Annotated in this window: 27 protein-coding genes; 15 read left to right on the top strand and 12 right to left on the bottom strand. The window is 44.9% G+C overall.

The annotated features are described in order from the left end of the window. Positions 1-25: 25 nt before the first annotated feature. From scpB to MADE_RS07045, 4 genes are all read right to left on the bottom strand, one after another. On the bottom strand, positions 26-619 hold the full coding sequence (gene scpB, locus MADE_RS07060; RefSeq protein ID WP_012517868.1) for an SMC-Scp complex subunit ScpB: 594 nt from the start codon (positions 617-619) through the stop codon (positions 26-28). Further along, positions 606-1,469, bottom strand: coding sequence for a segregation and condensation protein A (locus MADE_RS07055; protein ID WP_012517867.1), 864 nt, complete (start codon positions 1,467-1,469; stop codon positions 606-608). The genes scpB and MADE_RS07055 overlap by 14 nt, the downstream gene beginning before the upstream one ends. A gap of 109 nt (positions 1,470-1,578) precedes the next feature. Continuing rightward, entirely contained in the window at positions 1,579-2,199 is a 621-nt protein-coding gene (locus MADE_RS07050; RefSeq protein WP_012517866.1) for an L-threonylcarbamoyladenylate synthase, read from the bottom strand. A 151-nt stretch (positions 2,200-2,350) separates the two neighbouring features. Continuing rightward, positions 2,351-3,244: a PHP domain-containing protein gene (locus MADE_RS07045; protein ID WP_051343491.1), complete on the bottom strand. Its 894-nt coding sequence runs from the start codon at positions 3,242-3,244 to the stop codon at positions 2,351-2,353. Positions 3,245-3,523: 279 nt separating this feature from the next. On the opposite strand from MADE_RS07045, the gene MADE_RS07040 reads away from it, so the two are divergent. Genes MADE_RS07040 through MADE_RS07010 form a run of 7 tightly spaced genes read left to right on the top strand, consistent with a single transcriptional unit; the run spans position 3,524 to position 10,584 of the window. Beyond that, on the top strand, positions 3,524-5,212 hold the full coding sequence (locus tag MADE_RS07040) for an anthranilate synthase component 1 (RefSeq protein WP_012517864.1): 1,689 nt from the start codon (positions 3,524-3,526) through the stop codon (positions 5,210-5,212). Next, the gene (locus tag MADE_RS07035; protein ID WP_012517863.1) at positions 5,209-5,841 is read left to right on the top strand and encodes an aminodeoxychorismate/anthranilate synthase component II; all 633 of its coding nucleotides are present in this window, start codon (positions 5,209-5,211) and stop codon (positions 5,839-5,841) included. Before MADE_RS07040 ends, MADE_RS07035 begins: the two co-directional genes overlap by 4 nt. Further along, complete coding sequence (trpD, locus tag MADE_RS07030) at positions 5,834-6,865, top strand: anthranilate phosphoribosyltransferase (RefSeq protein ID WP_012517862.1); 1,032 nt, start codon at positions 5,834-5,836, stop codon at positions 6,863-6,865. Before MADE_RS07035 ends, trpD begins: the two co-directional genes overlap by 8 nt. Continuing rightward, positions 6,858-8,267, top strand: a complete 1,410-nt coding sequence (trpCF, locus tag MADE_RS07025; RefSeq protein WP_012517861.1) for a bifunctional indole-3-glycerol-phosphate synthase TrpC/phosphoribosylanthranilate isomerase TrpF — start codon at positions 6,858-6,860, stop codon at positions 8,265-8,267. The genes trpD and trpCF overlap by 8 nt, the downstream gene beginning before the upstream one ends. A 21-nt stretch (positions 8,268-8,288) precedes the next feature. Further along, complete coding sequence (gene trpB / locus MADE_RS07020) at positions 8,289-9,470, top strand: tryptophan synthase subunit beta (RefSeq protein ID WP_012517860.1); 1,182 nt, start codon at positions 8,289-8,291, stop codon at positions 9,468-9,470. Next, positions 9,470-10,279, top strand: a complete 810-nt coding sequence (gene trpA, locus MADE_RS07015) for a tryptophan synthase subunit alpha (RefSeq protein ID WP_012517859.1) — start codon at positions 9,470-9,472, stop codon at positions 10,277-10,279. Before trpB ends, trpA begins: the two co-directional genes overlap by 1 nt. Before the next feature lie 5 nt (positions 10,280-10,284). Then, a complete protein-coding gene (locus MADE_RS07010; RefSeq protein WP_012517858.1) occupies positions 10,285-10,584 on the top strand; it encodes a YciI family protein in 300 nt (99 codons plus the stop codon). A 276-nt stretch (positions 10,585-10,860) separates the two neighbouring features. On the opposite strand, the gene MADE_RS07005 is transcribed toward MADE_RS07010, so the two are convergent. After that, complete coding sequence (locus MADE_RS07005; protein WP_012517857.1) at positions 10,861-11,325, bottom strand: pyridoxamine 5'-phosphate oxidase family protein; 465 nt, start codon at positions 11,323-11,325, stop codon at positions 10,861-10,863. An 844-nt stretch (positions 11,326-12,169) separates the two neighbouring features. Between MADE_RS07005 and MADE_RS07000 the strand changes: the two genes are divergently transcribed. Genes MADE_RS07000 through MADE_RS06990 form a run of 3 tightly spaced genes read left to right on the top strand, consistent with a single transcriptional unit; the run spans position 12,170 to position 14,443 of the window. After that, the gene (locus tag MADE_RS07000; RefSeq protein WP_012517856.1) at positions 12,170-12,439 is read left to right on the top strand and encodes a PepSY domain-containing protein; all 270 of its coding nucleotides are present in this window, start codon (positions 12,170-12,172) and stop codon (positions 12,437-12,439) included. Between the two features lies 1 nt (position 12,440). Then, entirely contained in the window at positions 12,441-13,115 is a 675-nt protein-coding gene (locus MADE_RS06995) for a response regulator transcription factor (RefSeq protein WP_012517855.1), read from the top strand. Then, positions 13,112-14,443, top strand: a complete 1,332-nt coding sequence (locus MADE_RS06990) for an ATP-binding protein (protein WP_012517854.1) — start codon at positions 13,112-13,114, stop codon at positions 14,441-14,443. The genes MADE_RS06995 and MADE_RS06990 overlap by 4 nt, the downstream gene beginning before the upstream one ends. Positions 14,444-14,793: 350 nt before the next feature. On the opposite strand, the gene MADE_RS06985 is transcribed toward MADE_RS06990, so the two are convergent. Further along, positions 14,794-15,837: an AI-2E family transporter gene (locus MADE_RS06985; protein WP_012517853.1), complete on the bottom strand. Its 1,044-nt coding sequence runs from the start codon at positions 15,835-15,837 to the stop codon at positions 14,794-14,796. A gap of 73 nt (positions 15,838-15,910) precedes the next feature. On the opposite strand from MADE_RS06985, the gene folX reads away from it, so the two are divergent. Both folX and MADE_RS06975 read left to right on the top strand, forming a co-directional pair. Continuing rightward, the gene (folX, locus tag MADE_RS06980) at positions 15,911-16,279 is read left to right on the top strand and encodes a dihydroneopterin triphosphate 2'-epimerase (RefSeq protein WP_012517852.1); all 369 of its coding nucleotides are present in this window, start codon (positions 15,911-15,913) and stop codon (positions 16,277-16,279) included. A gap of 23 nt (positions 16,280-16,302) precedes the next feature. Beyond that, positions 16,303-17,199, top strand: a complete 897-nt coding sequence (locus tag MADE_RS06975; protein WP_023559609.1) for a TIGR01777 family oxidoreductase — start codon at positions 16,303-16,305, stop codon at positions 17,197-17,199. 330 nt (positions 17,200-17,529) lie between these two features. Here MADE_RS06975 and MADE_RS06970 read toward each other — a convergent pair whose 3' ends face one another. Next, on the bottom strand, positions 17,530-20,052 hold the full coding sequence (locus MADE_RS06970; RefSeq protein ID WP_012517850.1) for an ABC transporter permease: 2,523 nt from the start codon (positions 20,050-20,052) through the stop codon (positions 17,530-17,532). After that, the gene (locus MADE_RS06965; protein ID WP_012517849.1) at positions 20,053-20,751 is read right to left on the bottom strand and encodes an ABC transporter ATP-binding protein; all 699 of its coding nucleotides are present in this window, start codon (positions 20,749-20,751) and stop codon (positions 20,053-20,055) included. Between the two features lie 16 nt (positions 20,752-20,767). On the opposite strand from MADE_RS06965, the gene MADE_RS06960 reads away from it, so the two are divergent. From MADE_RS06960 to MADE_RS06950, 3 genes are all read left to right on the top strand, one after another. Continuing rightward, positions 20,768-21,424, top strand: coding sequence for an arylesterase (locus tag MADE_RS06960; RefSeq protein WP_012517848.1), 657 nt, complete (start codon positions 20,768-20,770; stop codon positions 21,422-21,424). 46 nt (positions 21,425-21,470) lie between these two features. Beyond that, the gene (locus tag MADE_RS06955) at positions 21,471-21,653 is read left to right on the top strand and encodes a hypothetical protein (protein WP_012517847.1); all 183 of its coding nucleotides are present in this window, start codon (positions 21,471-21,473) and stop codon (positions 21,651-21,653) included. Positions 21,654-21,895: 242 nt separating this feature from the next. Continuing rightward, positions 21,896-22,870, top strand: coding sequence for a transposase (locus tag MADE_RS06950; protein WP_023559608.1), 975 nt, complete (start codon positions 21,896-21,898; stop codon positions 22,868-22,870). A 17-nt stretch (positions 22,871-22,887) separates the two neighbouring features. Here the strand turns inward: MADE_RS06950 and dusC are convergent, their stop codons facing one another. The 4 genes from dusC to MADE_RS06935 form a co-directional block, all read right to left on the bottom strand. Beyond that, positions 22,888-23,826: a tRNA dihydrouridine(16) synthase DusC gene (dusC, locus tag MADE_RS06945; protein WP_015066754.1), complete on the bottom strand. Its 939-nt coding sequence runs from the start codon at positions 23,824-23,826 to the stop codon at positions 22,888-22,890. 275 nt (positions 23,827-24,101) lie between these two features. Next, complete coding sequence (locus MADE_RS20180; RefSeq protein ID WP_015066753.1) at positions 24,102-24,290, bottom strand: DUF1289 domain-containing protein; 189 nt, start codon at positions 24,288-24,290, stop codon at positions 24,102-24,104. Beyond that, positions 24,287-24,508, bottom strand: a complete 222-nt coding sequence (locus tag MADE_RS06940) for a hypothetical protein (protein ID WP_015066752.1) — start codon at positions 24,506-24,508, stop codon at positions 24,287-24,289. Before MADE_RS06940 ends, MADE_RS20180 begins: the two co-directional genes overlap by 4 nt. A gap of 59 nt (positions 24,509-24,567) precedes the next feature. Further along, complete coding sequence (locus MADE_RS06935) at positions 24,568-25,476, bottom strand: M14 family metallopeptidase (protein ID WP_023559607.1); 909 nt, start codon at positions 25,474-25,476, stop codon at positions 24,568-24,570. Positions 25,477-25,620: the final 144 nt, after the last annotated feature.

Genomic DNA, 25,620 nt, shown 5'->3' with positions numbered 1-25,620 from the left:
AATTGCTTGTTTACGGTCGCACGGTCTATTCAGACGGTGCCTCATTTAACACCTTAAGCGGCGAGTCAGATGCTATGCTCTCAGCCATGTTTTCAAACGCGTCAGCATTGGGCAAATCGCTCAATGAAGACATTGAAAAATAGTCTAAAAAACCTTTAGTCGTAGCATAAAGCGCCGGTCGCCCGGGCACTTCTTTGTGGCCTACCACTTTTATCCAGTCTCGTTCTGTGAGTGTTTTAATAATATTGCTGCTTACCGCAACACCTCGCACTTGCTCTATTTCACCGCGAGTAATTGGTTGGCGGTAAGCAATTAACGCCAGCGTCTCGAGCATTGCTCTAGAGTACTTTGGCGCGTTTTCTTGCCACAATTTACTTAACCACGGGCTCAAAGCATCTAACGACTGGAAGCGAAAGCCACTTGCTACTTCCACCAGTTGAATACCTCGTGGCTGATAATCTAATTTAAGCTCGTTGAGCACCTTACTTAAGGTTCTATCAGCAACGGAAAACTCGTTGAGTACCGTTTCTTTGAGCTGCTGTCTGGATATTGGTTTATCAGCAACAAATATTGCCGCTTCCACCAATTGCTTCAGCTGCGCCGTGTTAACTTTCTTCATGTGCACCTAATTTTACATGAATTTTCGCATAAGGACCTGCCTGAATGCATAAAATTAGCTGTTCTTTTACTAATTCTAAAATAGCTAAGAAACAAACCACCACACCGGCCTTACCTTCCTCTAGAGTAAACAATCGCTCAAGCGGTGTATATTCAACGTTAGTCAGTACCGACAGTATCAGCGACATTCGCTCTCGGGTACTTAGCGCTTCCTTCTCAATCGTGTGATGTTCAAACGCTTGTGCCCGCTTCATCGCCGCGCTAAACGCAAGTACAATTTCGGCCAGCGATATGTCTGGCTCAACGCGAATGGGCGCGACATTTTCACTGGTGTCCACCTGCGCTTTAAATACATCGCGCTCCAATCGAGGCTGCGTGTCTAGGTCTTCAGCCGCCTGTTTTACTAGCTCGTACTCTTTTAAACGGCGAATAAGTTCAGCGCGAGGATCTTCCTCTTCGTCATTATCATCACTGCGCTTTGGCAGTAATAGACGCGATTTAATCTCGGCTAAAATTGCTGCCATTAATAAATATTCTGCCGCTAACTCTAGTTTAAGCGCCATCATGGCATCCACATATTCCATGTATTGCTTTGTAACATCTGCAATAGGTAATGTAGTGATATCAAATTTCTGTTTTCTGATGAGATATAACAGTAAATCAAGGGGCCCCTCGAAAGTTTCTAGAATGACTTCTAGTGCATCGGGTGGGATAAACAGATCTTCAGGCTTTTCAATAAGCGCTTCGCCATTGATAAAAGCTAAGGGTAACGGTTGCTGAACAGGCGTTGAGAGCCCGTCGTTATTGGCAGGCTCTGTACTATTCACTGTATTTTCAACAAGGTTTGCCACTCTTTCACAACCATTTTATGCGCTAACGCTTTTATTATTATCTGTTCTTATTTGAGGCTTCTCGGTTCTCTTTACGATTAGCCGTTGATTTAGCGGACTTATTGAAGTGCTATTCAAATGGCGATGGGTCGCCCGTTCCATGACGCATAATCACAGGCGTGTCATCCGACAAGTCGATAACAGTAGTAGGGTGTTCGCCGATATAGCCACCGTGAATAATAAGCCCCACCTGCTTCTCTAAATTATCGCGAATAACGTCTGGGTCTGACTCTGCCATTGTATTGCCCGGCAAAATCAGCGATGTCGACATTAATGGCTCGCCCAACTCTTCAAGCAGTGCCAGCGCAATAGCGTTGTCCGGCACGCGAATACCAATGGTTTTACGTTTTGGATTTTGCAAACGCTTTGGCACTTCACGCGTTGCTTTAAGCACAAACGTGTAGTGCCCAGGCGTGTTGTTTTTAATCTGCCTAAACGCAGTATTATCAACTTTTGCGTAAATCGATAACTCCGACATATCACGGCACATCAGAGTGAAGTTATGATCTTTATCAATTTGGCGTATACGGCAAAGCTGCTCTAAAGCTTTCTTATCTTCCATTTGGCAGCCTATGGCATAGCCCGAATCGGTAGGGTAAACCACAACGGCGCCGTCCCGAATTAACTCACATGCTTGGCTGATTAAGCGTTTTTGCGGGTTATCAGGGTGTACATAGAAAAATTGGCTCATCGTTACCTCATTGTCAAAAACCGTACAGATGAATTTACTCTGCCAAGGCTTTTTCTGTTTGTCTACTTGTGTCGTGCTTATCCGTGTACCGCTATGGCGTAAACCCAGCCAACATGTAACTGCCGGGTGTCAAAACAAGCAGCCCTCACGCCTAGTTTGAAGGTGAGCGTGCGTTTTCACTTGCACTTTCACCTACCACTTTTGGCATTGCTAACTGCTGCCAATTATGCCAGATAGGAGTAAGTTTACTGCTGATACCTAAGTTTTTACCTAGCTCAGTCCATCGCGACGGAAAGTGAAAATCGGAGCCGGCGGATGCGAGTAGTTCATGATTTTCAGCAAGCTCATTAATGAGCTCTTGCTTCGTTTTATTGATCCCCGGGAAGGCTGTTTCAATAGCATCACCACCGAGTTGATCAAATAAGGCCACTAGGCGTCTTAGCCACTTTGCCGTCATGTCATAGTGAGCGGGGTGCGCAAGCACAGCTTGACCGCCGGCCTCCTGAATCCAAGTTATTGCGGTTTCAATACTTGGCCATTCGGCTTTTACTGCAGCTCGTTTGCCTTTGCCCAAATATTTTTTAAAAGCGGCCTGCATAGTGGGCACACCATAATTATTTACCAGCACTCGCGCGAAGTGCGCACGGGTAACTTGCCCTACCCCCGCTAATGCTTTGGCGCGAGGCAATACACCTTCAAATCCACACTTTTCAAGCTTTTCTGCAATTTTTTGAGCCCGAGTTTCACGGGTTTCAGACTGCCCTTTTAATCGCGCTAGAAATAGTGGGCAGTGTCTGTCCACATTTAAGCCTACAACATGAATGTCAAAACCATGCCAAGAGGTTGATATTTCAACGCCATCAATAATGGTTAGTGGCCGTTTTTGCTTAGCCTGTGTGGCATGCGCTTCTTCTAGCCCAGCAACGGTATCGTGGTCGGTAACCGCTAAGGCATCCACCTGCATAGTATGGGCGCGTAGAATTAATTCTTCAGGCGTTAAGTGGCCGTCTGAGTATTTTGTGTGGCTATGTAGATCTATTTTCAATGTATTATGCAAATTTTAGGTTGACACAAAAGGCAATTTGTTTTCTTCTATATACACAAAGTATACGTACTAACAGCTTCAAATCCTATTGAAGTTTGGAAAAAACAACGAGTAATTCATGCATCCTTACAACATCTCAAAAGTATTAACAGTTGCAGCTTGGTGGTGGCACTCCCTAACTTAACGGGCGGTGTGCACTGTAGTGCGTGAATGAAAACACATAAAGGCCCGTTTATACGGGCCTTTTTTTTATCTTTTTGCAGTTGGAGAGTAGCAAAAATGAGTTTAGCGGAACTGGGAACCTCCCCAGGCAAGGTAGAGACAATTGAGCAGGTTGGGCACTACATCGATAACCCACTCGCCGCGTTCGCCCATCTATGTGGAAACAAAAGTAACGCGCTGCTGCTAGAATCAGCAGAGATTGATTCGAAAGATGACTTACAAAGCTTATTAATGGTAGATGCCGCGCTTCGCATGGAATGCAGAGGTAACCGTGTAGAAGTAAAAGCATTAACCGGTAATGGTGCATCAGTACTGCCTTTGTTCGCCTGCCACGCGCCAGAGGGCTTACACGTCACAGAAAGGACAGACACTTCGGTTACGTTATTGTGTGACGACGCTGATAGTGAGCTTGACGAAGACAGTCGCTTAAAAGCGGCCAGCGTGATGGACGCACTTAGGATTGTTATTAACAAAGTAACGCCTATTCGCCAGCACCCGCATGCCGTGTTTTTAGGCGGTGTATTTGCGTACGATATGTTAGCAGGTTTTGAAAAACTGCCCGATGTAGCAGAAGGTGAAAATGACTGTCCGGATTTTGTGTTTTACCTTGCAGAAACCTTGATAACGGTAGATCACCAAACCCGCGAAACCCATTTGATTGGTAGCGTATTTAGTGGTGATGAAGTAGCGCAACAATATTTTGCGATCGCACAACGACTAGAGGCTATTCATCAACAGCTGCACGATATGCCCGCCAAGCCTGTTTTAGTAAACAAAAATGCGGCTTCACAAAGTGGACAGACACTCAGTGCAACGCCGTCCGCACAAAATGGACAGACACTTTCTTCACTAGATGCAAGTGTAGATATAAGTGACGAGCAGTTTTGCACCCATGTACTCGATTTAAAGCAGCATATTCTTGCTGGCGATATATTTCAGGTTGTGCCATCACGCACATTCTCTCTCCCCTGCCCATCGCCTTTGCTCGCTTATGCTAAACTTAAAGAGTCAAATCCAAGCCCTTACATGTTTTACATGCAAGACGCTGCTTTCAGTATTTTTGGCGCGTCGCCAGAGTCCGCTCTTAAATACGAAAGCGAAAGCAACCAGGTAGAAATCTACCCTATCGCAGGCACGCGTCCTCGCGGAAAGCGCCCCGACGGAACTATCGACAGAGACTTAGACAGTCGCATTGAACTTAACCTTCGTGAAGACACCAAAGAAAAATCCGAGCATATCATGCTAGTAGACTTAGCGCGTAATGACGTTGCTAAAGTCAGTCGTCCTGGCACGCGCTACGTAAAGGATTTGCTTAAAGTTGACCGTTACTCTCATGTCATGCATTTAGTATCACGAGTGGTAGGCCAGCTTCGTGATGATTTAGACGCCCTACACGCATATCAAGCGTGTATGAACATGGGTACGTTAGTAGGCGCCCCCAAAGTCAGTGCCGCAACACTCATTCGTGAAGTAGAACAAAAACGCCGTGGAAGTTACGGCGGCGCGGTAGGCTACTTGAACGGCCAAGGTGATATGGATACCTGCATTGTGATTCGTTCAGCCTTTGTGAAAAACGGCACCGCTTATATTCAGGCGGGTGCGGGCGTAGTGTATGACTCCGTACCCCAAGCAGAGGCCGATGAAACGCGCGCAAAGGCGCAAGCAGTTATAGGTGCGGTTAAAGCCGCGCTTCAGGCAGAAATGAAAAGCGGTGAGCCAGCGGTAAATGAAGGAGATAACGCATGAACCAACAAGTCACCACTTTATTTTTGCTCGACAATGTAGACTCGTTTACTTATAACCTTGTTGATGAACTGCGCACTCTTGATTTAGACATCAAAGTTTACAGAAACACGGTGTCTGCTGATATGCTATTTGAAAGAATGCAGGAGCAGGCGACGAAAGGCCCGGTTTTACTTATGTTATCTCCTGGGCCGGGTGCACCAAGTGAAGCGGGGTGCATGCCAGCACTCCTTAAGAAAGTACACGGCGTATTCCCCGTCATTGGTATCTGCCTTGGCCACCAAGCTATAGTAGAGCACTATGGCGGTAGCGTAGGTCGCGCGAATCATGTCATGCACGGCAAGTCGTCTGCCATCACCCATTCACGAGAAGCAATGTTTGAGGGCCTTCAGCAACCGTTACATGTGGCCCGCTATCATTCGCTTGTGGCGCACCAACTGCCTGAAAATCTCACGGTTTGCGCATCGACCGTTAACGATGACGGTAGCGAAGCTGTGATGGCCGTTTATCATAGCGAAGATCGTATGCTTGGCTTTCAGTTTCATCCAGAATCCATTTTAACAGCTCACGGCAGTATGCTGTTAAAGCAAAGTATTGACTATTTAACGTTACAGGGAGCGAACCATGCTTAACGCAGGCCCTCTACTTGAACAACTTATGCTTCGCGAGTCGCTATCACAAACTGAAGCTTACAGCCTGTTCAATAGCATTATGCACGGCGAGCAAAGTGAAGTAATGATTGCAGCAGTGCTTACCGCACTAAAAATGAAAAAAGAGTCGCCAGGGGAAATTGCTGGTGCAGCCAGTGCCATGGTGGCTAACGCGCTTCCCTTTCCCACACCCTCTTACGAATTTGCAGATATCGTTGGCACTGGGGGTGACGGCCACAACACTATTAACATCTCCAGTGCAGCTGGTGTTGTTGCTGCAGCGTGTGGGGTGAAAGTAGCCAAACACGGTAACAGAAGCGTGTCGAGCAAGTCTGGCTCGGCTGATTTGTTTCGTCAGTTTGGTTTAAATTTAGACGTAACCCCCGAAATATCGCGAAAGTGCTTAGATGAAGCAAATTTCACATTTCTTTTTGCGCCGGTTTATCATGCCGGCATGCGCCACGCAGCCCCCGTCCGCGCTGCTATGAAGACAAGAACCTTGTTCAATATCTTAGGGCCACTGGCCAACCCGGCGGGTCCAACTCACGGTGTTTTCGGCGTATACTCCCCCGAACTGCTTGAACCTTACGCCAAAACCCTTATGCTGCTTGGCCAACACCGCGCCATGATTGTACACGGGGACGGTCTGGACGAGCTGGCGCTTCACGGTGAATCAATGATTTATGACCTTGAACATGGCGACATTCGAAAGCTTACGGTAACGGCACAGGACTTCGGTTTACCCCACTATTCACTGTCGGCCATTGAAGGTGGCGAGCCTGAAGAAAACAGACAATTTGTTGAATCGGCCCTTAACGGTGAAGGTAAAGAAGCGCACCGCGCCGCTATTGCTATGAACTGTGGCGCGCTGTTGAAAGTAACCGGTAAAGTCACAACGTTTAAAGAAGGCGCAGAGATGGCAATGAATGCCATGTCAGAAGGGCTCCCCATGCAGCTACTATCAAAAGTGGCCCAAATTACTCAGGAGGTAAGTACGAATGGCTAATGTGCTTGAGAAAATTGTTGCAGACAAACGAGAGGAAGTGGCCGAACGCAAAGATGCGCTAAGGCTAGAAAGTTTTAAAGCGGATTTAGTTCCTTCAGAAAAAAGCCTATTTGCTGCGCTTAGCGAGCCCAACGCCGGTTTTATCTTTGAATGTAAGAAAGCATCACCATCGAAAGGGCTTATTCGAGAAAAGTTCGATTTAGATGAAATTTTAGCGGCTTACACTCCCTACGCTGCCGGCATTTCGGTGCTAACAGACGAGAAATACTTTCAAGGAAAGTTTGAATACTTAGCTTATGTAACAGAGCGCGTTGCACAACCCGTGCTTAACAAAGACTTTTTTGTTGATATATACCAAGTGTATTTAGCGCGTCATTACAATGCCGACGCAGTACTACTTATGCTAAGCGTGCTTAGCGATGAAGAATATCGCGCGCTGGCTGACGTGGCTCACTCGCTTTCACTCGATATTCTTACCGAGGTGAGCAACGAAGTAGAAATGGAACGTGCAATAGCGCTTAAGGCAAATATTATTGGTATCAACAACCGTAATTTGCGTGACCTTTCCACGGATCTTGCCACCACAGAACGCTTAGTGCCGATGCTAGAAAAAGCCTCGCACGACTACGTGGTGATTTCAGAGTCTGGCATCTACACCCACCAAGACGTGCTGCGTTTAGCGCCCATATCCCAAGGTTTCTTAGTGGGCAGTGCGTTGATGGCGGAAGACGACTTACCGCGCGCCGTAAAAACGTTGGTAAATGGTGGCGTTAAAGTATGCGGATTAACAAGCATCGAACAGGCGCAAATGGCGTTTGACGAAGGTGCGAGTTTTGGCGGGCTAATCTTCGCTGAAAAGTCACCGCGCTGTATTACTAAAGCGCAAGCCCATTCTATAACGCAAAGCGTCAACGGCGCGTTTGTAGGGGTATTTGTAAATCACGATATTGACGAGGTAGCATCGCTTGCTACGTCATTAAACCTTTTCGCAGTGCAGCTTCATGGTAGCGAAGATGAAGCTTATATCGCTGCGCTTGCTGAAAAGCTACCTAAAGAGTGCGAAATCTGGGTAGTTGAAGGGATTAACGCCTCCTCTACTGGCGCACTACCTGAAACAGTGGACAGACACTTAAACAATAAACGAGTTAACCGCGTACTTTTCGATTGCCAAGTGGGTGATGCGAAAGGTGGCACCGGTGAATCATTTGATTGGCAGTTGCTTAGTGGCATTGAGGCAAAGCATAAGTTAGTGCTTGCTGGCGGTATTGATGCCGACAACGCAGCCGACGCTATCGCTACAGGGTGCGGAGTTATCGATGTAAATTCAGGCGTAGAGACTGCCCCAGGTAAGAAAAGTGCAGATAAGCTTAAGTCGCTGTTTGCTGCTTGCCGCCGTTACTAAATTAAAAAACAGGACAACGTAATGAACCAGTTAGATACAAAATTTGGCGAATTTGGTGGCATGTACGTGCCCGAATTACTTATTCCAGCCTTGGATCAGTTGGAAAAAGCCTTCTTAGATGCCAAAGAGGATCCTAGCTTTAACGAAGAATTTCTATCACTGCTTAAAGATTATGCCGGTCGACCTACGGCAATGACGTTAACTCGAAATCTTGTGAGCAACCCCAAGGTAAAACTTTATCTTAAGCGGGAAGACTTACTTCACGGTGGCGCGCACAAAACCAACCAAGTGCTTGGTCAGGCTTTGTTAACTAAGCGCATGGGTAAAAAAGAAGTGATTGCAGAAACCGGTGCTGGTCAACACGGTGTGGCAACGGCGTTGGCATGTGCGCTACTTGGCTTGAAAGCGCGTATTTACATGGGTGCGAAAGACGTTGAACGTCAGGCACCTAACGTGTTCCGTATGAAGCTAATGGGCGCCGAGGTAATCCCTGTAAACGCAGGGTCTGGTACGTTAAAAGATGCAGTAAACGAAGCCATGCGCGACTGGTCAGCTAATTACGATACCGCGCATTATCTTTTAGGTACTGCTGCAGGCCCTCACCCCTTCCCTACTATTGTTCGTGAGTATCACCGAATGATTGGCGAAGAAACGCGTGCGCAAATAATGGAAAAAGAAGGCCGTTTGCCAGACGCGGTAGTGGCGTGTGTAGGTGGAGGCTCAAATGCTATTGGCATGTTTGCCGACTTTATTGATGAGCCTTCCGTTCGCCTAGTAGGCGTTGAGCCCGCCGGTAAAGGGGTTCACACAAAAGAGCATGGCGCAACCATAGTCACAGGAACAAAAGGTATTCTTCACGGCGCATACACCTTCATCATGCAAGACAAAGAAGGTCAAATTGAAGAAAGTTACTCGGTGTCGGCTGGCCTTGATTACCCTGCGGTTGGCCCTCAGCACGCTTATCTACACGACATTGGTCGCGCAGAATACGTAGCGGCAACCGATGAAGAAGCGCTAAACGCGTTTCAGTTGCTAGCAAGAAAAGAAGGGATTATTCCTGCGCTTGAATCATCGCACGCTCTTGCTCACGCGCTTAACATGGCTGATGAGGCAGAAGAAGAAACCATTATTGTGGTTAACTTATCGGGTCGTGGCGACAAAGACTTAGCGCACGTTATCAACATTCTAGGGGACGATTTATAATGGACAGATATGCACAGATGTTTACGGGCCTTGATAAGAAAAACCAAGGCGCATTCGTGCCCTTCGTCATGGTGGGCGACCCAGATTTAGCACAGTCAGAAGCTATTATCTGCCAGCTTATAGAAAGCGGAGCAGATGCGCTAGAGCTAGGCATTCCTTATTCAGACCCGATTGCTGACGGCCCAACCATCCAGGCTTCTGCCATTCGCGCACTAGAAAGCGAGGTGACTGTAGCGGATTGTTTGAGTGTAATCGCCCGCGTTCGAGCAAAGTACCCTGAGGTGCCAATTGGCTTATTGCTGTATAGCAACCTGGTAATGGCGCAGGGTATCGAAAACTTCTACAGTAAAGCGCGTGACGCTGGCGTAGACTCAATACTGGTGGCAGACGTTCCGATTCGAGAAGCTGTGCCTTTCCAAAAAGCGGCTGAAAACACCGGTATTTCGCAAATTTTGATTGCACCACCGAATGCGACTGAAGAAACCATGGAAAAGATTGGCGAGTACTCAGAAGGTTACACTTACCTATTGGGTCGCGCAGGGGTTACGGGGGCCGAAACTGCTGCGAATGTTCCAGCTTCTGAGCTTATCGAGCGTTTGAACAAACACAAGGCTGCGCCGGCGCTACTAGGTTTTGGTATCTCAACGCCGGAACAAGTCAAATCTGCTATTGATGCCGGCGCTGCAGGTGCCATTTCAGGTTCAGCGACAGTAAATATTATTGCCGCTAACTTATCGGACAGTCACAAAATGCTTAGCGAGCTAGGTACATTTGTTGAAAACATGAAAGCGGCGACAACTAAGGGGTAATAAGCATGCTATACATGATTTGTGCTACCGATGTCGCTGACAGCCTTGAAAAGCGTTTGAATGCACGCCCAGCCCACTTAGCTCGTCTAAACGTGCTAAAAGACGCGGGACGTTTAGTGATGGCTGGCCCCTTCCCTGCGGTTGATAGCCCAGATCCGGGACCAGCAGGGTTCACCGGCTCGCTGGTTGTTGCCGAGTTTGACTCTTTAGAAGATGCTCAAGCGTGGGCCGATGCCGACCCATATATCGAAGCCGGCGTTTACGAAAGCGTGATCGTTAAGCCGTACAAAAGGGTTTTACCTTAACTTAGGCTTATTTAACTAAAACGGCCCGAAAGGGACCGTTTAAAAATATTTAGCTATACAGAAAGCCCTCAATGGTTGATGAATTTAACTATCGAGGGCTTTTTTGTTGCTAAGTTAAAGCCGCAATGAATTCACTTGCGCGCCCTAACTTCGCACATTGATTGTGGACAGACCCTCAAATTCGGATACGCAGCTGTGGACACACACTTAAAAGCGTTACCTATACTTAATGGACAGACACTTTGTGTATCAGGTAAACATCCGTTATCCGACGTTTTATAAGTCTACCTTTTCGTGTTCACCCATTTCATTTGGCTTAACGGTTTTACCTGTAAGCATTTTGAACATACCTTTAAGTGACGGGTCTGCGTCCCATACTTCTGCATCTTCAAGCTCAAATCGTAGCATTAGAAGCGACGGGTCTTCTTTACCTTTCTCGAACCAAGCTTCCACTGGGTTAGACCAATACTTATCAATAATTTCCTTTCTTGACTCAACGGTAAGCATTCCGCGAATACATGCAAATACATCGTGACCTTTAGATGCAAAATGCACCATCGCTTTACCCCCCTTGGCAATGCGATTGTCCCGGCTTGTGTAGAACCAGAACTCCCCACCTGCTTCTTTATCGAGCTGCGCATACATTGGCTCTGCATGCACATCCTCTCCAACAAGGCTTACCATCACTTTGGGGCTATCTGACATAGCTTTCCACATCGTTTTCTTGATATCACTAGACATAATTCCTCCTTGTAGAAAGAGTGACTGTCCGAATACATCATTTTCGGACTTACCACGCTTACCCTTCTTTCATTTTAAGACAACCTAGATACGCACAAGCTATGCCAATAGCTGCAGAATGACTTTCTCTGCCTAAGGTTACTTAAGTTACATTAAGTGAATTGCTTTAAATGGACAGACACGCTCTGTGGCCAGTTTGGTCGCTGCCAAGTAACAAAAAAACAATCAGAAACACATTTGAATTTTTCATATTTTTTGAAATCGCCTGTGAGTTTTAAGCCTTTCTCAGCTGTTCAATTACCTACTTTTGTATTTTGGACAGACACTTTTTCAATGTATGCGTAAGAATTACCTAACGAGATACCGCCGAAAAAAAGCTGTAACAGCGAAGAGTCTACATTTACAAAACTCTAGACAAGGCAGTTACCAAGGTTGAGCTAAGCCTTTTATTCATAATCTCTCATTTCTCTATAAGTGTTATTAAAACTACAAAGTGACTGTCCACTTTACCTTTGCACTCCTCTAAATAACACGTGAGTGTCTGTCCGCTTTTATGCGCTCCTCTAAATACTACGTGAGTGTCTGTCCGCTTTTTTGCTACGTGAGTGTCTGTCCGCTTTTTTGCTACGTGAGTGTCTGTCCGCTTTTTTGCGCTTTTTTGGAGCGCGATTTACATCGAGTGTCTGTCCCATATTATTTTTTGTCCCATTGCTGTGATTACTTAAGGCTTATGTACAGCTTTCTCTTGGCACGGTAGACTGAACTAAATTCAGAATGGGTTCAGTTTGCACCTATATACTTATCTATAATTTGGCCCGGGTGGGATAATTTTTTGTGAGGTTGTATGGCATTATCGCTTCGAGTTGCAGTGCTTTGCATGGTAATAGCGTTCACTAGCACCACGCCCGCTATTGCGTTACAAAGTAACGGTGGCGGAATTTCAAAAGGTGAAGCTGCCGAGCGCGCTCGTGTTGCCGTCAATGGTCGTGTTCTTAAGATTGAGCAAACCTCAAAAAATTACCGGGTAAAAGTGCTGAAAAAGTCAGGACGTGTAGTATCGGTTGAAGTCGATAAGCGCTCAGGCAAGGTGAAAACAAGTAAAGGTAAGGATTAACATGCGTATCCTTGTAGCAGAAGACGATAGCCGATTATTAACCCAACTTGATGCATTGCTGCAGCAAAACGGTTATAGCGTTGATTTGGCTGACAACGGAGAGCATGCGCTTTTTCTGATTAAAGAGTATGACTATGATCTCGCGATTGTTGATATTGGTATGCCCAAACTAGATGGCTTCGAGGTTATTCGGAAAGCTCGCCAAGCAGATATCTCATGCCCCATTCTTATTTTAACCGCAAGAGATCGATGGCAAGAAAAAGTGGAAGGGTTAGATGCTGGTGCCGACGACTACCTTACCAAGCCATTTCATAACGAGGAATTGCTTGCGCGAACAAAAGCGCTAATTAGACGTGCCTCAGGACAAGCCAACCCAACTATCCAATTTGGGCCAATCTCTTTAGATACGGTAAGCGAAGAGCTATCAATAAATGGCAAAGCGTTAGACTTAACCGCCTATGAATATAAAGTGATGGAATACCTGATGCTCAACCCCCAGAAGGTTATTTCAAAAACTGAACTCACTGAACACATTTACGACCAAGACTTTGACTTAGACAGCAATGTTATTGAAGTGTTCGTGGGAAGGTTACGTAAAAAGCTCGACCCTGCTGGGGACTTAAAGCCCATAGAAACCCTTAGAGGTAGAGGCTACAGGATAAATAGAAATCTATGAGACAGTTGTCTCTTCGCCTAAGGAGCATTTTTCTCGCAATAGTCCTTTTAGCGTTCTTCGCTCCTTTTACCGTTGTTATTTTAGATGAAGCTTATACCGACAGCCTGACCGAAGCTAAAATGAGCGAGCTTAGGTTGATGAACCTAGGCTTATTATCAGCGTTTGAGCTAGATGGCGATCTGCCCTATATGCCAGAAATTTTATATGAGGAGCAGCTGAACCTTCCAGGCTCAGGCTACCTTGGCGTGATCGTGTTTCGAGATGAAGTTATTTGGCAATCTGCGTCTGCATTAGAGTATACATTTACCCCGCCTAATATAGATGTAGCCGTTGGCAATGAGCTTTTTACGGAGTCGTATACACCAGCCTTCGATAAAAATGCTAACTTTTTCGTTTATGCTTTCACCGCTGAGTTTGCTTCTAGCCGAGACTTTGAGCCTGTACGGTTTTATATTTTTAATAATAGAGCGCTTTTCGAAGATGAACGAAGCACCTTTTTAAGCACTACATGGCAATGGATTTTTACGCTGTGTTTAGCGCTGCTTATATTTATCGTAATTGGCATAAGCCTTGTACTTTTACCTGTGAGAAAATTAATTGACGAGATATCACAGGCTTCTCGTGGTGAAAAGCGTCAACTATCGTCGCGGTACCCCGTTGAATTTGATTCTTTAAAGCAGTCTATAAATGGGCTTCTTCATACTGAGGCGGCTCAAAGAACAAGGTACAAAAACAGCTTAGGTGATTTGGCGCATAGCTTGAAAACACCTCTTGCCGTCGCCTCAGGGCATAAGACACTACCAAGTGAAGTAGGCGAAGCGCTAAGACAAATTGATAACATCATAAAACGTCAGCTAAAAAGAGCTAGTGCCGGTAAAACGGGGTGGCAACAAGGCATTGCCGTGCAACCTGTTCTCAATAAACTCGCTGATGCAATGGACAAAGTTTATCAAGAAAAAGCCCTAACTATTGAGTTCGAAGTAGATGATAACATTCAGTTTAAAGGTGATGAAACTGACTTCATGGAACTTAGCGGAAACCTTCTCGACAACGCGTGTAAAGCGGCGAAAAATAGGGTTCTCGTATCCGCAAAAATCAAGTCCGGTTGGCTTGTTATACATGTCGAAGATGATGGCCCAGGCATACCGTACGATAAAAAAACACTGCTTTTAGAACGCGGAACGCGTTTAGACACCTACGAAGAAGGCCATGGCATAGGTATGGCGCTAGTAGCTGACTTAGTGTCAATTTACGAAGGAAGAATGCAGATTGAGGATAGTGATCTAGGTGGAGCAAATATAGTACTTCAGTTTCCGAATCACGTGTAATTAACAAGCAAAAAATTAGTAATAAGGAAAGGGGCTTCCTTTTTTTACTGATTGATTCGCCATATTTCTTAAAGTGCAGCTTAAGCTGCCAAAGAAATAATATTCGAAATGATCGTGGAAATGACGGTGGACAGACACTTTATCGCCAAATCTAAAATGGGACAGACACACCAACTTGCTGAGAAATCGCAAAGTACCTATCAATGGCATGCATAGGTGAAGCGAAAGTGGACAGTCACTCCTTCAGTCATTAAGCAAAAGTGGACAGTCACTCCTTCAGTCATTAACTTCTAATAAAAAGCTTATTGAGCTGAATAAAAAGTGTCTGTCCACTGAGAATTCATCAAAAGTTACTTTGCAGTAGCTTTTTCACCCTCACTTGAAAGCAATACGGCTAACCACTTGCTCTCTTCTCGTGACTCAAGCGCAATTTTTACAACCATAGTAAGAGGTACTGAAAGAAGCATCCCTACCGTCCCTAATAGCCATCCCCAAAAAATTAATGAGAGAAATACTACAAGCGTTGATAGTCCCATTCCTTTTCCCATTAATCTAGGCTCTACCATGTTGCCCATAATCGTATTGACGAGCAGAAAGCCTAGTGCTGCAAAGCCTGCTGCGGCAGGGCCTAGCTGCACAAATGCAATTAATACAGCAGGTAAGGCCGCAATGATTGAGCCTATGTTTGGAATAAAATTCAACATAAATGCCAAAACGGCCCACAGCATAAAGTGGTCCACACCCATCACATAAAGCCAAACGCCAATAATTACCCCTGTGCCTAAACTAACCACCGTTTTTATAGCGAGGTAGCTATTCACTGACCGTATAAACTTATCAATATGCTTAAGCTTCATATCAGGGTCGGCAAGTGCAATATGTAAGCGACGTGGAATACTGTCAGCTTCAAACAGCATGAAGATAACTGTTAAAAGGATTAAAAATAAGTTAGATAGCACGCCCCCCATCCCACTTATGAAATTAGTTGCAACAGACATCGCAGTAGAAGGGTCTAGGTGCGAAGCAATGAGTTCACGATTGATGTGAATGTTAAATTCAGCAAGCTTTGCTACTACCCATGCAAACTCAGTATTCAACTTGTTTCTGTACTCTGGAAGATTCTCTCGAAACTCCGTCATAGACTGGCCTACTAAGCCAGCTAAAAGAAAACCAAATACGACAATAAGCAGTATAACAAACGTAATAGAAAGCCACTTAGGCACGCCGAATTTCGAGGTCCAGCGTATAATTGGGCTACACGCTATAGCGATAAAAACAGAGAGAAAAAATGGCACCATGATCGCACTGGCTGCTTTTACGCCGGCCATTACTACCACTAAGCATGCTAAAACGATAAGAATTTTTGCTGTTGGCGAGCGTAGTTCCATTGACATTTTGTGCTACATTCCTGATTGAAACGACAATACTTTACAACGACTTATAAACAACTACAAACAAGAGACTCCAATGAACTTTAATCTTGCAACTATAAAAATTAAAAACTTGAGACTACGCACTTACATTGGCATTAACGAAGATGAAATCAAAAACAAGCAAGACGTTGTTGTTAATGTAAAAATTGATTACGACGCAGAGAAAGCAACGAATACAGACGATATGTCTGACGCGTTAAATTATAAAACGATTACTAAGGCAATAATTAAGTTAGTAGAAGATAACCGATTTTCTTTGCTAGAAAAGCTCACAGCAGACGTTTTAAGCATAGCGGCAGAGCACTCATCTGTTCGATATGCTGAAGTAGAAGTTGATAAACCACACGCTTTGCGATTCTCCGACTCGGTTTCGTTAACGCTTTCTTGCAATAAGACTGGATAAATTAAAGGTTTAAGGAGAATACGGTGAACATACTTATGACCGGTGGTACCGGGCTAATTGGTAGCGAATTTATTAGAAAATACGCGAGCGAGCATTCGTTTACCGTGGTCTCTCGTAACGCAAACAAAGCTCGACAAGTGTTAGGCGATAGCATTCAAACACTAGAAAGTATTGCGTCCATCACAAACATTGAAGCGTTTGACGCTGTAATAAATCTAGCGGGCGAACCAATTGCTGACAAGCGGTGGACAGACACTCAAAAAAAGAAAATTTGCGATAGCCGCTGGAACACGACCGCTGAGTTAGTGGCTAAGATAAATGCCAGCGATAAGCCTCCAAAAACACTCATATCTGGCTCAGCTATTGGGTTTTACGGCAATCAGGGCGACAGGCTCGTTACCGAAGAAACTCATCCACATGACGAGTTTACGCATGACCTATGTGCTAAATGGGAGACTATCGCAAATGGCGTCAACATGAATAGAATCCGCGTTGCGACTTTACGAACAGGAGTTGTGCTATCTGATAAGGGCGGAGCGCTAGATAAAATGGCTCTGCCGTTTAAGCTTGGCGTGGGAGGCACATTAGGCAGCGGAGCTCAGTATTTGGCGTGGATCCATTTACAAGATATGGTCCGCGCCATTGCATTCCTATTGGAGCATGATGCTTGCAAAGGGCCTTTTAATCTAACGGCACCAGAGCCAGTAACCAATAAAGCTTTTTCTAAGTCACTAGCGTCGGCATTAGGTCGCCCCTGCCTTTTCAACGTACCGAGTTTTGTTATGAAAATGGCAATGGGAGAGTCGTCAACCATGATTTTAGAAGGTCAGTGTGTGATTCCGAAGAAGCTAACAACCGCCGGGTTCAAGTTTGATTACCCTACCGTCGATGAGGCGCTTTCTGAAATTTATAGTGCTTAACGGTACGTCAGCCGCAGTCAATGAGCATTAGTGGAGCATTAGCGGACAGACACTCGGAGTAAAGAAAGTGACTGTCCTTTTTATTAAATCGAAGTTTTGATTTCCACTACTTTGATACATTCCAACTTAATTGCCCTACTCGATTCCAGATAGCTATTGTATAGAGATACTTGTATTGCCATAACTGTGGCGAATTAGAAGTGCGAGTTGAACCGCTATTATGCTGGTAATTCATGAAATGTAGATGTGAAGCGGACAGACACTCATACAATTAAAGTGTCTGTCCACAATAGGCTCTCATTTAATAACGAAATGGCTCTGAGCTCGCCGCTACACCATATTGCGCAACATTTGACTGGTATTAAGCGTCAATAGTCGCCAGCACCCGAACGCGCCTAGAAGGCCTACAACCACTGCCCCAACACTTGGGGCTATAGCCCAATATTCAGGATGAAGGCTTGCTTGCATCTGGAAAACCGAGGTTTGAAGCAGGTAAAGGCTTAATTCATTCGCCATTGCCGCCATAAATCCGGCTACAACTCCAATGATAACAAACTCAAAAATAACGCTTTTTCGAATAAGAGCGCCCTTAGCTCCTAATGTGCGAAGGATGGCTATTTCCTGCCTTCGCTCATCCATACTCGCTTGGACTTGTGCAATTAATACTAAGCTTCCTGCAAGTAAAACGAGTACGAGTATAAACTCTACGGCAACGGAAACTTGATCTACTATCTCTCGCAGTTGATTGATTCTCGCATCCACATCGAACATTGTAATCGATGCAAAGGGCTTCAACAGATTAGTCAACTCAGCTTTCCTTTCAGATGGTAGGTAAAAGCTCGTGATATAAGTGGGACTAAATGCGGCCATCGCTTCCGGATGGATGACGAAGAAAAAGTTTGGCTGCATGGTTTGCCAATTCACTTTACGCAAACTCGTTACTTTAGTCTCTACAATTTCGCTACCTACGTTAAAGGTAAGCCTATCGCCCATCCGAATGTTTAACCTTTCAGCCACACCTTCTTCAACGGATACGGGAAACCACCCTTCGTCATAGTTCGCATCTACGCCACCATGCCAATTTCCTTCAATAACCTCATTTTCTTTTTGTAACGTGTTACTCCAGGTGAGATTTGCTTCTCGCCCTAACCCTCGGCGGCCTTCACGATTCGGCTCATCTTCTTTAGAAACGTCGGTATTTACCCCCTCGCCATTGACCGACACGAAACGGCCTCGAATGACAGGATAAAACTCCTGTATATCCACGCCATTTTCAGCGAAGTGTCTGTCCAACTGCGGTTGGATGTCTGGAGTAATATTTATTAAGAAATAATTTGGTGTACCTTCTGGTAACTGCGAACGCCACTGCGAGACCATGTCATTTCGCATTACAAGTACTACCAATAGCAGCATAATGGTGACCGAGAAGCTAATAAGCTGAACACTGTTATCCATAGCGCGACGTTTGATACGCGCCCATGCTAACTGCCAAGGCCCCATTCTACCGCTGCCAAGTTTACGTCCAAGCGCAATCAATACGAACGTAGCGCCTAGTAGCCCAAGCACTAAGGCTGCGCCGGATACAAACAAAATGGCGCTAATTTTGAGGTCTTGGCTATACATCCACATCAATAGAAATATTGCACCCCCTGAGGCCACGAATTGGATACTACGAGAACGCAGATTTGCCGAGATGTCTTTTCGTAATACCCTCAACGGTGGCACAGAAAATAGCTGCATTAGTGGATATAAAGAAAACAGTAACGCGCAAGTAGCCCCCGTGGCTATCGCTATCAAAAGTGGCCGCCAGTGCCATACGTTCAGCGACACGTCTACTCTATCAGCAACAAGCGAAACAACAATCTGCTGCCCAATAAACCCAATTATTAAACCAATAAGAATCCCAAGAGCAGTAATAAACAGTATTTGGAACAAGTAGACTTTCCGGATGACCTTGCTTGTAGCGCCTAGTGTTTTCATAATTGCCACTGGGTCGAAATGCCGCTGAGCATAACGCTGGGCAGCAACGGCAATAGATACCGCTGCCAATACAATGGCGAGTAGGCTCGCTAATAGAAAGTAGCGCTCTGCCTTGGCTACGGAGCGTCCAATAGCCGACTCATCATCTTCCACCGTCCTCCATGAATGAAGATCATCGTTAAGTTGTGGTAATAGCCAGCTGTTAAAGCGTTCAATATCACCAGTATCGCCAGCGAAAAAACCTACGTAGCGCGCCCTACTGCCTGGGCCCGTTATCGCTGTTTTTTCTAAATCATCAAGGTTCATAAGCGCTATAGGGTCGGTGTTAAAAACGCTAAAACCTGCATCTGGTATATCGACAAGTACACGCGTGACGGTGAAAGTACCATCCCCTATTTCGATTTCATCGCCTATTAATAGGCCCAAACTTTGAAAAAGTCGCGACTGTACCCATACTTCGCCGGTTTGCGGCAAATCTGTAGCAACTTGTTTTTCTCCAAAAGGCTTTTCGGCAACATTAACTATACCTTTCAAAGGATAAGAATTATTCACCGCACGTAAGTCTACAAGCGACATCTCATCGCCTTTAAAGACCATTGAACGAGTAGAAACCTGCAGAGCCGTTGATAGACCCTCTTCTTGAGCCTTAATCAACCACTCCTCATTGATAGGGTCATCAGAACGCAGTTGAGCGTCAGCCGCAATAAATGCCGCGGAGCGTGCCTTAAGCGCTCCTTGTAAACGCTCACTAAAAAGTGAGAGTGATAAAACCGCGGCAACCGATAAAACGATTGCAAGTAAAATGATAGTAAGCTCACCACGTCTGGCTTCATGTTTAAAAAGTCGCCACGCCAAATTGAAAGATGTCGACATTTATACTGCCTCTTTTTTACTGGCAACATTTATATCAGTCGTCTCAACAAGCTCTCCAGCATTCATAGTCAACTGCCTATCACAGTGCTCTGCCAATTCGTTATCGTGCGTAACTAAAACAAGCGTAGTGCCTTTTTCCCTATTCATTTGAAACAATAACGATTCTATTTTTGCACTGTTTTTGGCATCAAGATTACCCGTCGGCTCATCGGCAAATAATATTTTAGGCGAAGTTATAAAAGCACGCGCAATGGCCGCTCTCTGCTGCTCGCCGCCAGACAATTGGTTAGGGAAATGGTGAGCCCGGTGCTTAAGTCCAACCTGCTCTAGAATATTCATGGCGAGGGCTTTGGGGTTATCTAGACCAGCAATTTCGGCGGGAAGCATCACGTTCTCAAGCGCAGTTAAGCTCTGCACAAGCATAAAGCTCTGAAAAATAAAACCTACTTTATTTCCCCTTAACACGGCTCGCTCTTCTTCTCCCATACTGTGGAGCCCTTCGCCGTCTAGGAAGATTTCACCTTCCGTAACTTGATCAAGCCCGGCCAACAAGCCCAAGAGGGTTGATTTGCCTGAGCCTGACGCACCGATAATGGCAACTGACTCACCTGACTTGACTTCAAAAGAAATAGGACTAAGGATCTGCAAAGAACCTTCGCTCGTATCCACTACTTTAGTTACAGAATTAGCTTTTATCATATGGGGTCATCAATTCGTGTTTGTTAAATTTCGTTATTTATTCGCTTTTGTACTTATTATTTTAATACCCTTTCAAGCGCTATCAGATCAAGGTGAGCAAGGTGACACAAGCGAAAAGGCGGTTTTGCTTATTTTAGGTGACAGTCTATCTGCGGCCTACGGGTTGCAGCAACATCAAGGCTGGGTCAGTTTGTTACAAAAGATGTGGAAAGACGACAACATTCCGATTGATATTGTAAATGCTGCGGTAAGTGGTGAAACAACAGATGGCGGATTAGCGCGCTTTCCGCGGTTATTAGATCAACATACGCCATCCCATGTACTAATTGAATTAGGCGGTAACGATGGGCTTCAAGGGCATAACATAAACAAAATAAAAAATAACTTGAATTCATTAGTTAATGTGGCGAAAGAAAACAATGCCGTTGTATTTCTTCAAGAAATGCAGATCCCTTCGAATTACGGTAGGCGTTACACGCAAATGTTTACTCAAAACTTCAGCAAAGTGGCTGACGAGCAAGATATAGCAACGATTCCCTTTTTTCTTGAAGAAATAGCGCTTCATCAAGAATTAATGCAAAACGATGGCATTCATCCCAACGCTGAGGCACAGCCTTTGATTGCTAAGTTTATGGACAGACACTTAAGAAGTTTAATTCTTGATGTTCAATAAATATGCTATTCTTGACTAATCTACGATCTTGGTATGAGGTTCACCTATGGATGTATCACCTGTTAATTCCACGCCCGTCTCGACGGTTTTAGAGTCACCCCAGCGCCCTCAGCAGCAAGTTGAACCTCGTAGTGAGCAAGAAAACCGCACAGCGCAGCCACAAAATACGCAGCAAACGTCCAGTTCTACAGACAGTCGCGTTGGGTCGCGTGTAGATGTATTTGTATAGCTATAGTTGAACCGAAGGGACAGACACTTGTATTAAGTCTCTCGTTGACGCAGCGACACGTTACTAAAAATGTGCTTAAAGTGGACAGACACTTTCATTCGACATGTGTCTGTCCACTTTTTGATTACAATGGGTGTCTCTCCATTTCTTAGTATACTTTTCCGACTAAAACTGTCCTAAAGACCACTTAAACTTTACGCCGAACGCCCCATAATGCAGGTAATTAACTTGGGGATACGGACATGCCTTTACCTAGATACAAACAAATAAATACCGATGTGACACCCTACTATCACTGTATTTCCCGTTGCGTAAGACAATCTTACCTCTGTGGTCGAGATGCTCGCACTGGAATTAATTATGAACATAGAAGAAAGTGGATTCAGGATAGGCTACATAAACTTTCACAGGCATTTGCCATTGATTTATGCGCTTATGCTGTGATGCATAATCATATTCATATAGTGCTTCATGTAGCAAAAGGAAGAGTTGACGGGTGGACAATGGATGAAGTGTTGCTGAGGTGGAGAATGTTTTACAAATGCCCACCCCTTGTCCAACGCTATTTTGATGATTTTGATTCAGTAACTGCAAAAGAGCTTGTCGAATTACAAGCACTTTCGGTGATATACAGAGAGCGTCTTCAAAGCATCAGCTGGTTTATGCGATTGCTTAACGAATACATTGCAAGAAGAGCTAACAAGGAAGATGAATGTAAGGGATATTTTTGGGAAAGGCGGTTCAGATCTCAAGCCATCCTGGATGAAAAAGCACTCGCAAGTGTAATGGCTTATGTGGATTTAAACCCTATACGAGCAAAGATTGCACGTACTCTCAAGGGCTCGCATTTCACCAGTATTCAATATCGCTTGAACGCCCAACGTGTTAATAAGACACCCAAGTTTCTGATGCCGTTTAGCGATAAACGCGTAAAAGATAAAGCCTCCTTGCCCTTCGCTTTCGTTGATTATATTCAGCTAATTAATGACACTTTGACCGCCGAACAGAATGACTCAGTTCAAAAACTGCCCTTGCTTCCTAGCCGATTACTTACCAAACTAGGTATGACAAAGGAGAACTGGCACCTAGTTACCAACAATTTTGAAACACTTTTTACCGGGCCTGTAGGATGCCCAGAAATGATGGATAATTTTGCTAAATGCTGCCAAAGGGCATGCCGCCCGAACCTAGCAAATGCCCAAAAGTATTTATCTTAACCTAAGTGGCAATGACCTCAACTATCAGCCTGGCGAGCCAGTACCTCCACGATATCTTGCGAGTTTGTTAACCGTCTAATATCGTTAAATAGAAGTTCAGCTTCTGGGTACTGCCTTTTTAGGTAGCCGCACCATTGCTTGATTCGGTTTGGGTAATACCTGCCTTTATCACCAAAAATTTCGTAACCTGAATATTGAATAAGCAGCGCAGCAAGTTCAGGCCAAGGCATAGGCGCTTGACGACCTTTGATACATAACGCCAAATTAGGCATTGCCAACGCGCCGCGGCCAACCATCAAATTGGTGCATTCAGACTGTTCCTGACAGCGTTGTGCATCTTCAGCACTCCATATTTCTCCGTTAGCAACGAGCGGTATATTAGTATGTTGTTTAATTTTTGCTATCCAATCCCAGTATGCTGGAGGCTTATACCCTTCAGTTTTAGTCCTTGCATGGACAACTAATTCTGACGCGCCGGCTTCAGTTATTGCCACAGCATTTTCCACCGCTAACGACTTATCTTCAAAACCTAATCTTATTTTAGCTGAAACTGGTATCTCAGCTGGAACTGCATCTCTCACAGCTTTTACAATGTCATAAAGAGTCTGGGTTTCTTTAAGTAAAACCGCTCCCCCTTTGCTCTTGTTTACCGTCTTGGCAGGACAACCAAAATTGAGATCTACGCCAGGAGAACCTAACTCCACTGCAGTTTGAGCATTTTCAGCAAGCCACTTGGGGTGCTGCCCTAGTAATTGAACACGCACAGGCACTCCTGATGGCGTTTTCCCACCATTATGAAGTTCCGGACATAATCTATAGAAAGTCTTTTTAGGGAGTTTTTGGTCCACAACCCTAACAAATTCAGTAACACATTGATCGAAGCCGCCCACGCGAGTAAGCATATCTCTCATCAAATGATCTACAACGCCCTCCATTGGGGCAAGCATTACTTTCATTAAAAAATATCTCGGGTTGTTTAAATGAAAATTGGCGCGGGAGTTTAGCAAAAAGTCGTGATCTCAGCCAGGATTTGATAGTTGTTATATGGGATTGAGTGTCTGTCCGCTTATACCGCGCTTTTTATCAATTCACACACTATATCAATTAAAGGGATGTCACTCTCAAAGTTCGACATTAACATTCTCAGGCCGGGAAAAAAGTGTCTGTTCGAAGTCCACACGTATATATGAGGCGATAAGCTCGTTAGTAGAATTAACGAATTTCACTTGGGTTAAGTGTCTGTCCTAGCGTTGCCTTGTGGCGCGTTTTTAAGCGCAAATAGGCGAGAAATTACAGCTTTCTTTTGGGAGTTTGTGTATGTCCGCCAATGAGTAATTTCATCGATAGTGCGATTGCAACCCGAGCAAACGTCATCATCATCCAGTTTACACAGCGCGATACAGGGTGAGGTGATATTCATACTGCTTTTGTTCTATTTAAACCTTGTTGCTGATTGCGTTCCTGAGATGCGGCAATCGCCAATAGCGCCGTTTCCGACAGCTCTTTACTAGACCATAGACATACGTGACAACCAAATTGTCGTTCTAAATAAGATGCAAACTCAGTGTCTGTCCTACATTCTTGCTTTATTAAATGCTGCTTTTTACCGTCGTAAATAACTGCGGAAAATATATACACGATGAGCCTCCCTAATAAGAGGCTCAAATATACATCTAGACGTCTAAACGTTCAAGCGGCTATTTAATAAAGTTCAGTGCGGCGCATATCGCTGACACTTGTGCTTCATTGCAGTTCTCAGGCGTCGCATTATCGCTATCGGGATACACCTCAGTAGTAGTGACGTACTTTGCGTCGGTCAACCCGCCACAAAGCGATAGCGCCTTTTTGTCATAGCAAATAACACCTTCACTCACTACATCAGCACCAATTATTTTGCCGTTCTCATCGGCAGGCGCAATATGGGTTACGTCCTTAACCGCATCAATGACCGCTTTTTGAAATTCTAGCTGAGGGTTGGATGTATTGGCTACCGTGTAAAAACCATCAGGGATGTTCCAGTTATCATGCGTTACTCCGTCTCGAGCAGCTAGTGCGGGTCTAAACTCACTGTTGTCTGTGTCGGTAGTTTCGTGCAAATCGATGTGAAGCGCTAAAGGTAGAGCCAATTCATTCACTAGTTTAATCAGTTGAGCTGATTCTGTAGCGGGAGAGCCCGGGTAGAAGGAACGGTTAGGATCTAACGCTAGCGGATTCCATCTGTTTATTGTTTCATAGCCCCAGGGGCTAACGCACGGAACAACCACGATATTAAATAAGTCTTTAAAAGTAGCCAGCTTCGCTTCAATAAACTGAAGGGCTCCTTGTACACCGCTCGTTTCATAGCCGTGCACACCGCCTGTGATAAGCGCAGAAGGCTTATTAGAGTCAATATTTATTGGGACAACAGCATACAATGGGTAACGCGCTTCGTCATAAGGTAATGCACCATATTGCTTTAACTGAAAACCTTCAGGAACAATTTTGCTAAGTTTATCAAGCACCTCTTCCTGATAACTTCGCTTCACCGACTGCTGTGCTTTCCACTGTGCTTTTTCTTCATTGCCCCATGGCTTGCCTAGAGTGCCTATTGGATAAATTTGCTGCATATAATACCTCTTTTGTATTTCTAAGATCATAACAGGTCAATCGTGTGACGTGTCAAAACCGTAAAAACTTTCTAGGTATTGGCGACATTAGAACTTTACACTTGCGACCACAGAGTCGAGAAAGGCAAAATGCGGCTGCAGAAA

The organism is Alteromonas mediterranea DE (assembly GCF_000020585.3).
Classification (GTDB): domain Bacteria; phylum Pseudomonadota; class Gammaproteobacteria; order Enterobacterales; family Alteromonadaceae; genus Alteromonas; species Alteromonas mediterranea.
Note: the sequence above shows the minus strand (reverse complement) of the source record. Positions and strands in the feature narration are given on the sequence as shown.

Coding starts and splice junctions, on each gene's coding strand:
- scpB (WP_012517868.1), bottom strand. CDS start 619: ATGAAGAAAGTTAACACGGCGCAGCTGAAGCAATTGGTGGAAGCGGCA.
- MADE_RS07050 (WP_012517866.1), bottom strand. CDS start 2,199: ATGAGCCAATTTTTCTATGTACACCCTGATAACCCGCAAAAACGCTTA.
- MADE_RS07040 (WP_012517864.1), top strand. CDS start 3,524: ATGAGTTTAGCGGAACTGGGAACCTCCCCAGGCAAGGTAGAGACAATT.
- MADE_RS07035 (WP_012517863.1), top strand. CDS start 5,209: ATGAACCAACAAGTCACCACTTTATTTTTGCTCGACAATGTAGACTCG.
- trpD (WP_012517862.1), top strand. CDS start 5,834: ATGCTTAACGCAGGCCCTCTACTTGAACAACTTATGCTTCGCGAGTCG.
- trpCF (WP_012517861.1), top strand. CDS start 6,858: ATGGCTAATGTGCTTGAGAAAATTGTTGCAGACAAACGAGAGGAAGTG.
- trpB (WP_012517860.1), top strand. CDS start 8,289: ATGAACCAGTTAGATACAAAATTTGGCGAATTTGGTGGCATGTACGTG.
- trpA (WP_012517859.1), top strand. CDS start 9,470: ATGGACAGATATGCACAGATGTTTACGGGCCTTGATAAGAAAAACCAA.
- MADE_RS07010 (WP_012517858.1), top strand. CDS start 10,285: ATGCTATACATGATTTGTGCTACCGATGTCGCTGACAGCCTTGAAAAG.
- MADE_RS07005 (WP_012517857.1), bottom strand. CDS start 11,325: ATGTCTAGTGATATCAAGAAAACGATGTGGAAAGCTATGTCAGATAGC.
- MADE_RS07000 (WP_012517856.1), top strand. CDS start 12,170: ATGGCATTATCGCTTCGAGTTGCAGTGCTTTGCATGGTAATAGCGTTC.
- MADE_RS06995 (WP_012517855.1), top strand. CDS start 12,441: ATGCGTATCCTTGTAGCAGAAGACGATAGCCGATTATTAACCCAACTT.
- MADE_RS06990 (WP_012517854.1), top strand. CDS start 13,112: ATGAGACAGTTGTCTCTTCGCCTAAGGAGCATTTTTCTCGCAATAGTC.
- MADE_RS06985 (WP_012517853.1), bottom strand. CDS start 15,837: ATGTCAATGGAACTACGCTCGCCAACAGCAAAAATTCTTATCGTTTTA.
- folX (WP_012517852.1), top strand. CDS start 15,911: ATGAACTTTAATCTTGCAACTATAAAAATTAAAAACTTGAGACTACGC.
- MADE_RS06970 (WP_012517850.1), bottom strand. CDS start 20,052: ATGTCGACATCTTTCAATTTGGCGTGGCGACTTTTTAAACATGAAGCC.
- MADE_RS06965 (WP_012517849.1), bottom strand. CDS start 20,751: ATGATAAAAGCTAATTCTGTAACTAAAGTAGTGGATACGAGCGAAGGT.
- MADE_RS06955 (WP_012517847.1), top strand. CDS start 21,471: ATGGATGTATCACCTGTTAATTCCACGCCCGTCTCGACGGTTTTAGAG.
- MADE_RS06950 (WP_023559608.1), top strand. CDS start 21,896: ATGCCTTTACCTAGATACAAACAAATAAATACCGATGTGACACCCTAC.
- dusC (WP_015066754.1), bottom strand. CDS start 23,826: ATGAAAGTAATGCTTGCCCCAATGGAGGGCGTTGTAGATCATTTGATG.
- MADE_RS20180 (WP_015066753.1), bottom strand. CDS start 24,290: ATGAATATCACCTCACCCTGTATCGCGCTGTGTAAACTGGATGATGAT.
- MADE_RS06935 (WP_023559607.1), bottom strand. CDS start 25,476: ATGCAGCAAATTTATCCAATAGGCACTCTAGGCAAGCCATGGGGCAAT.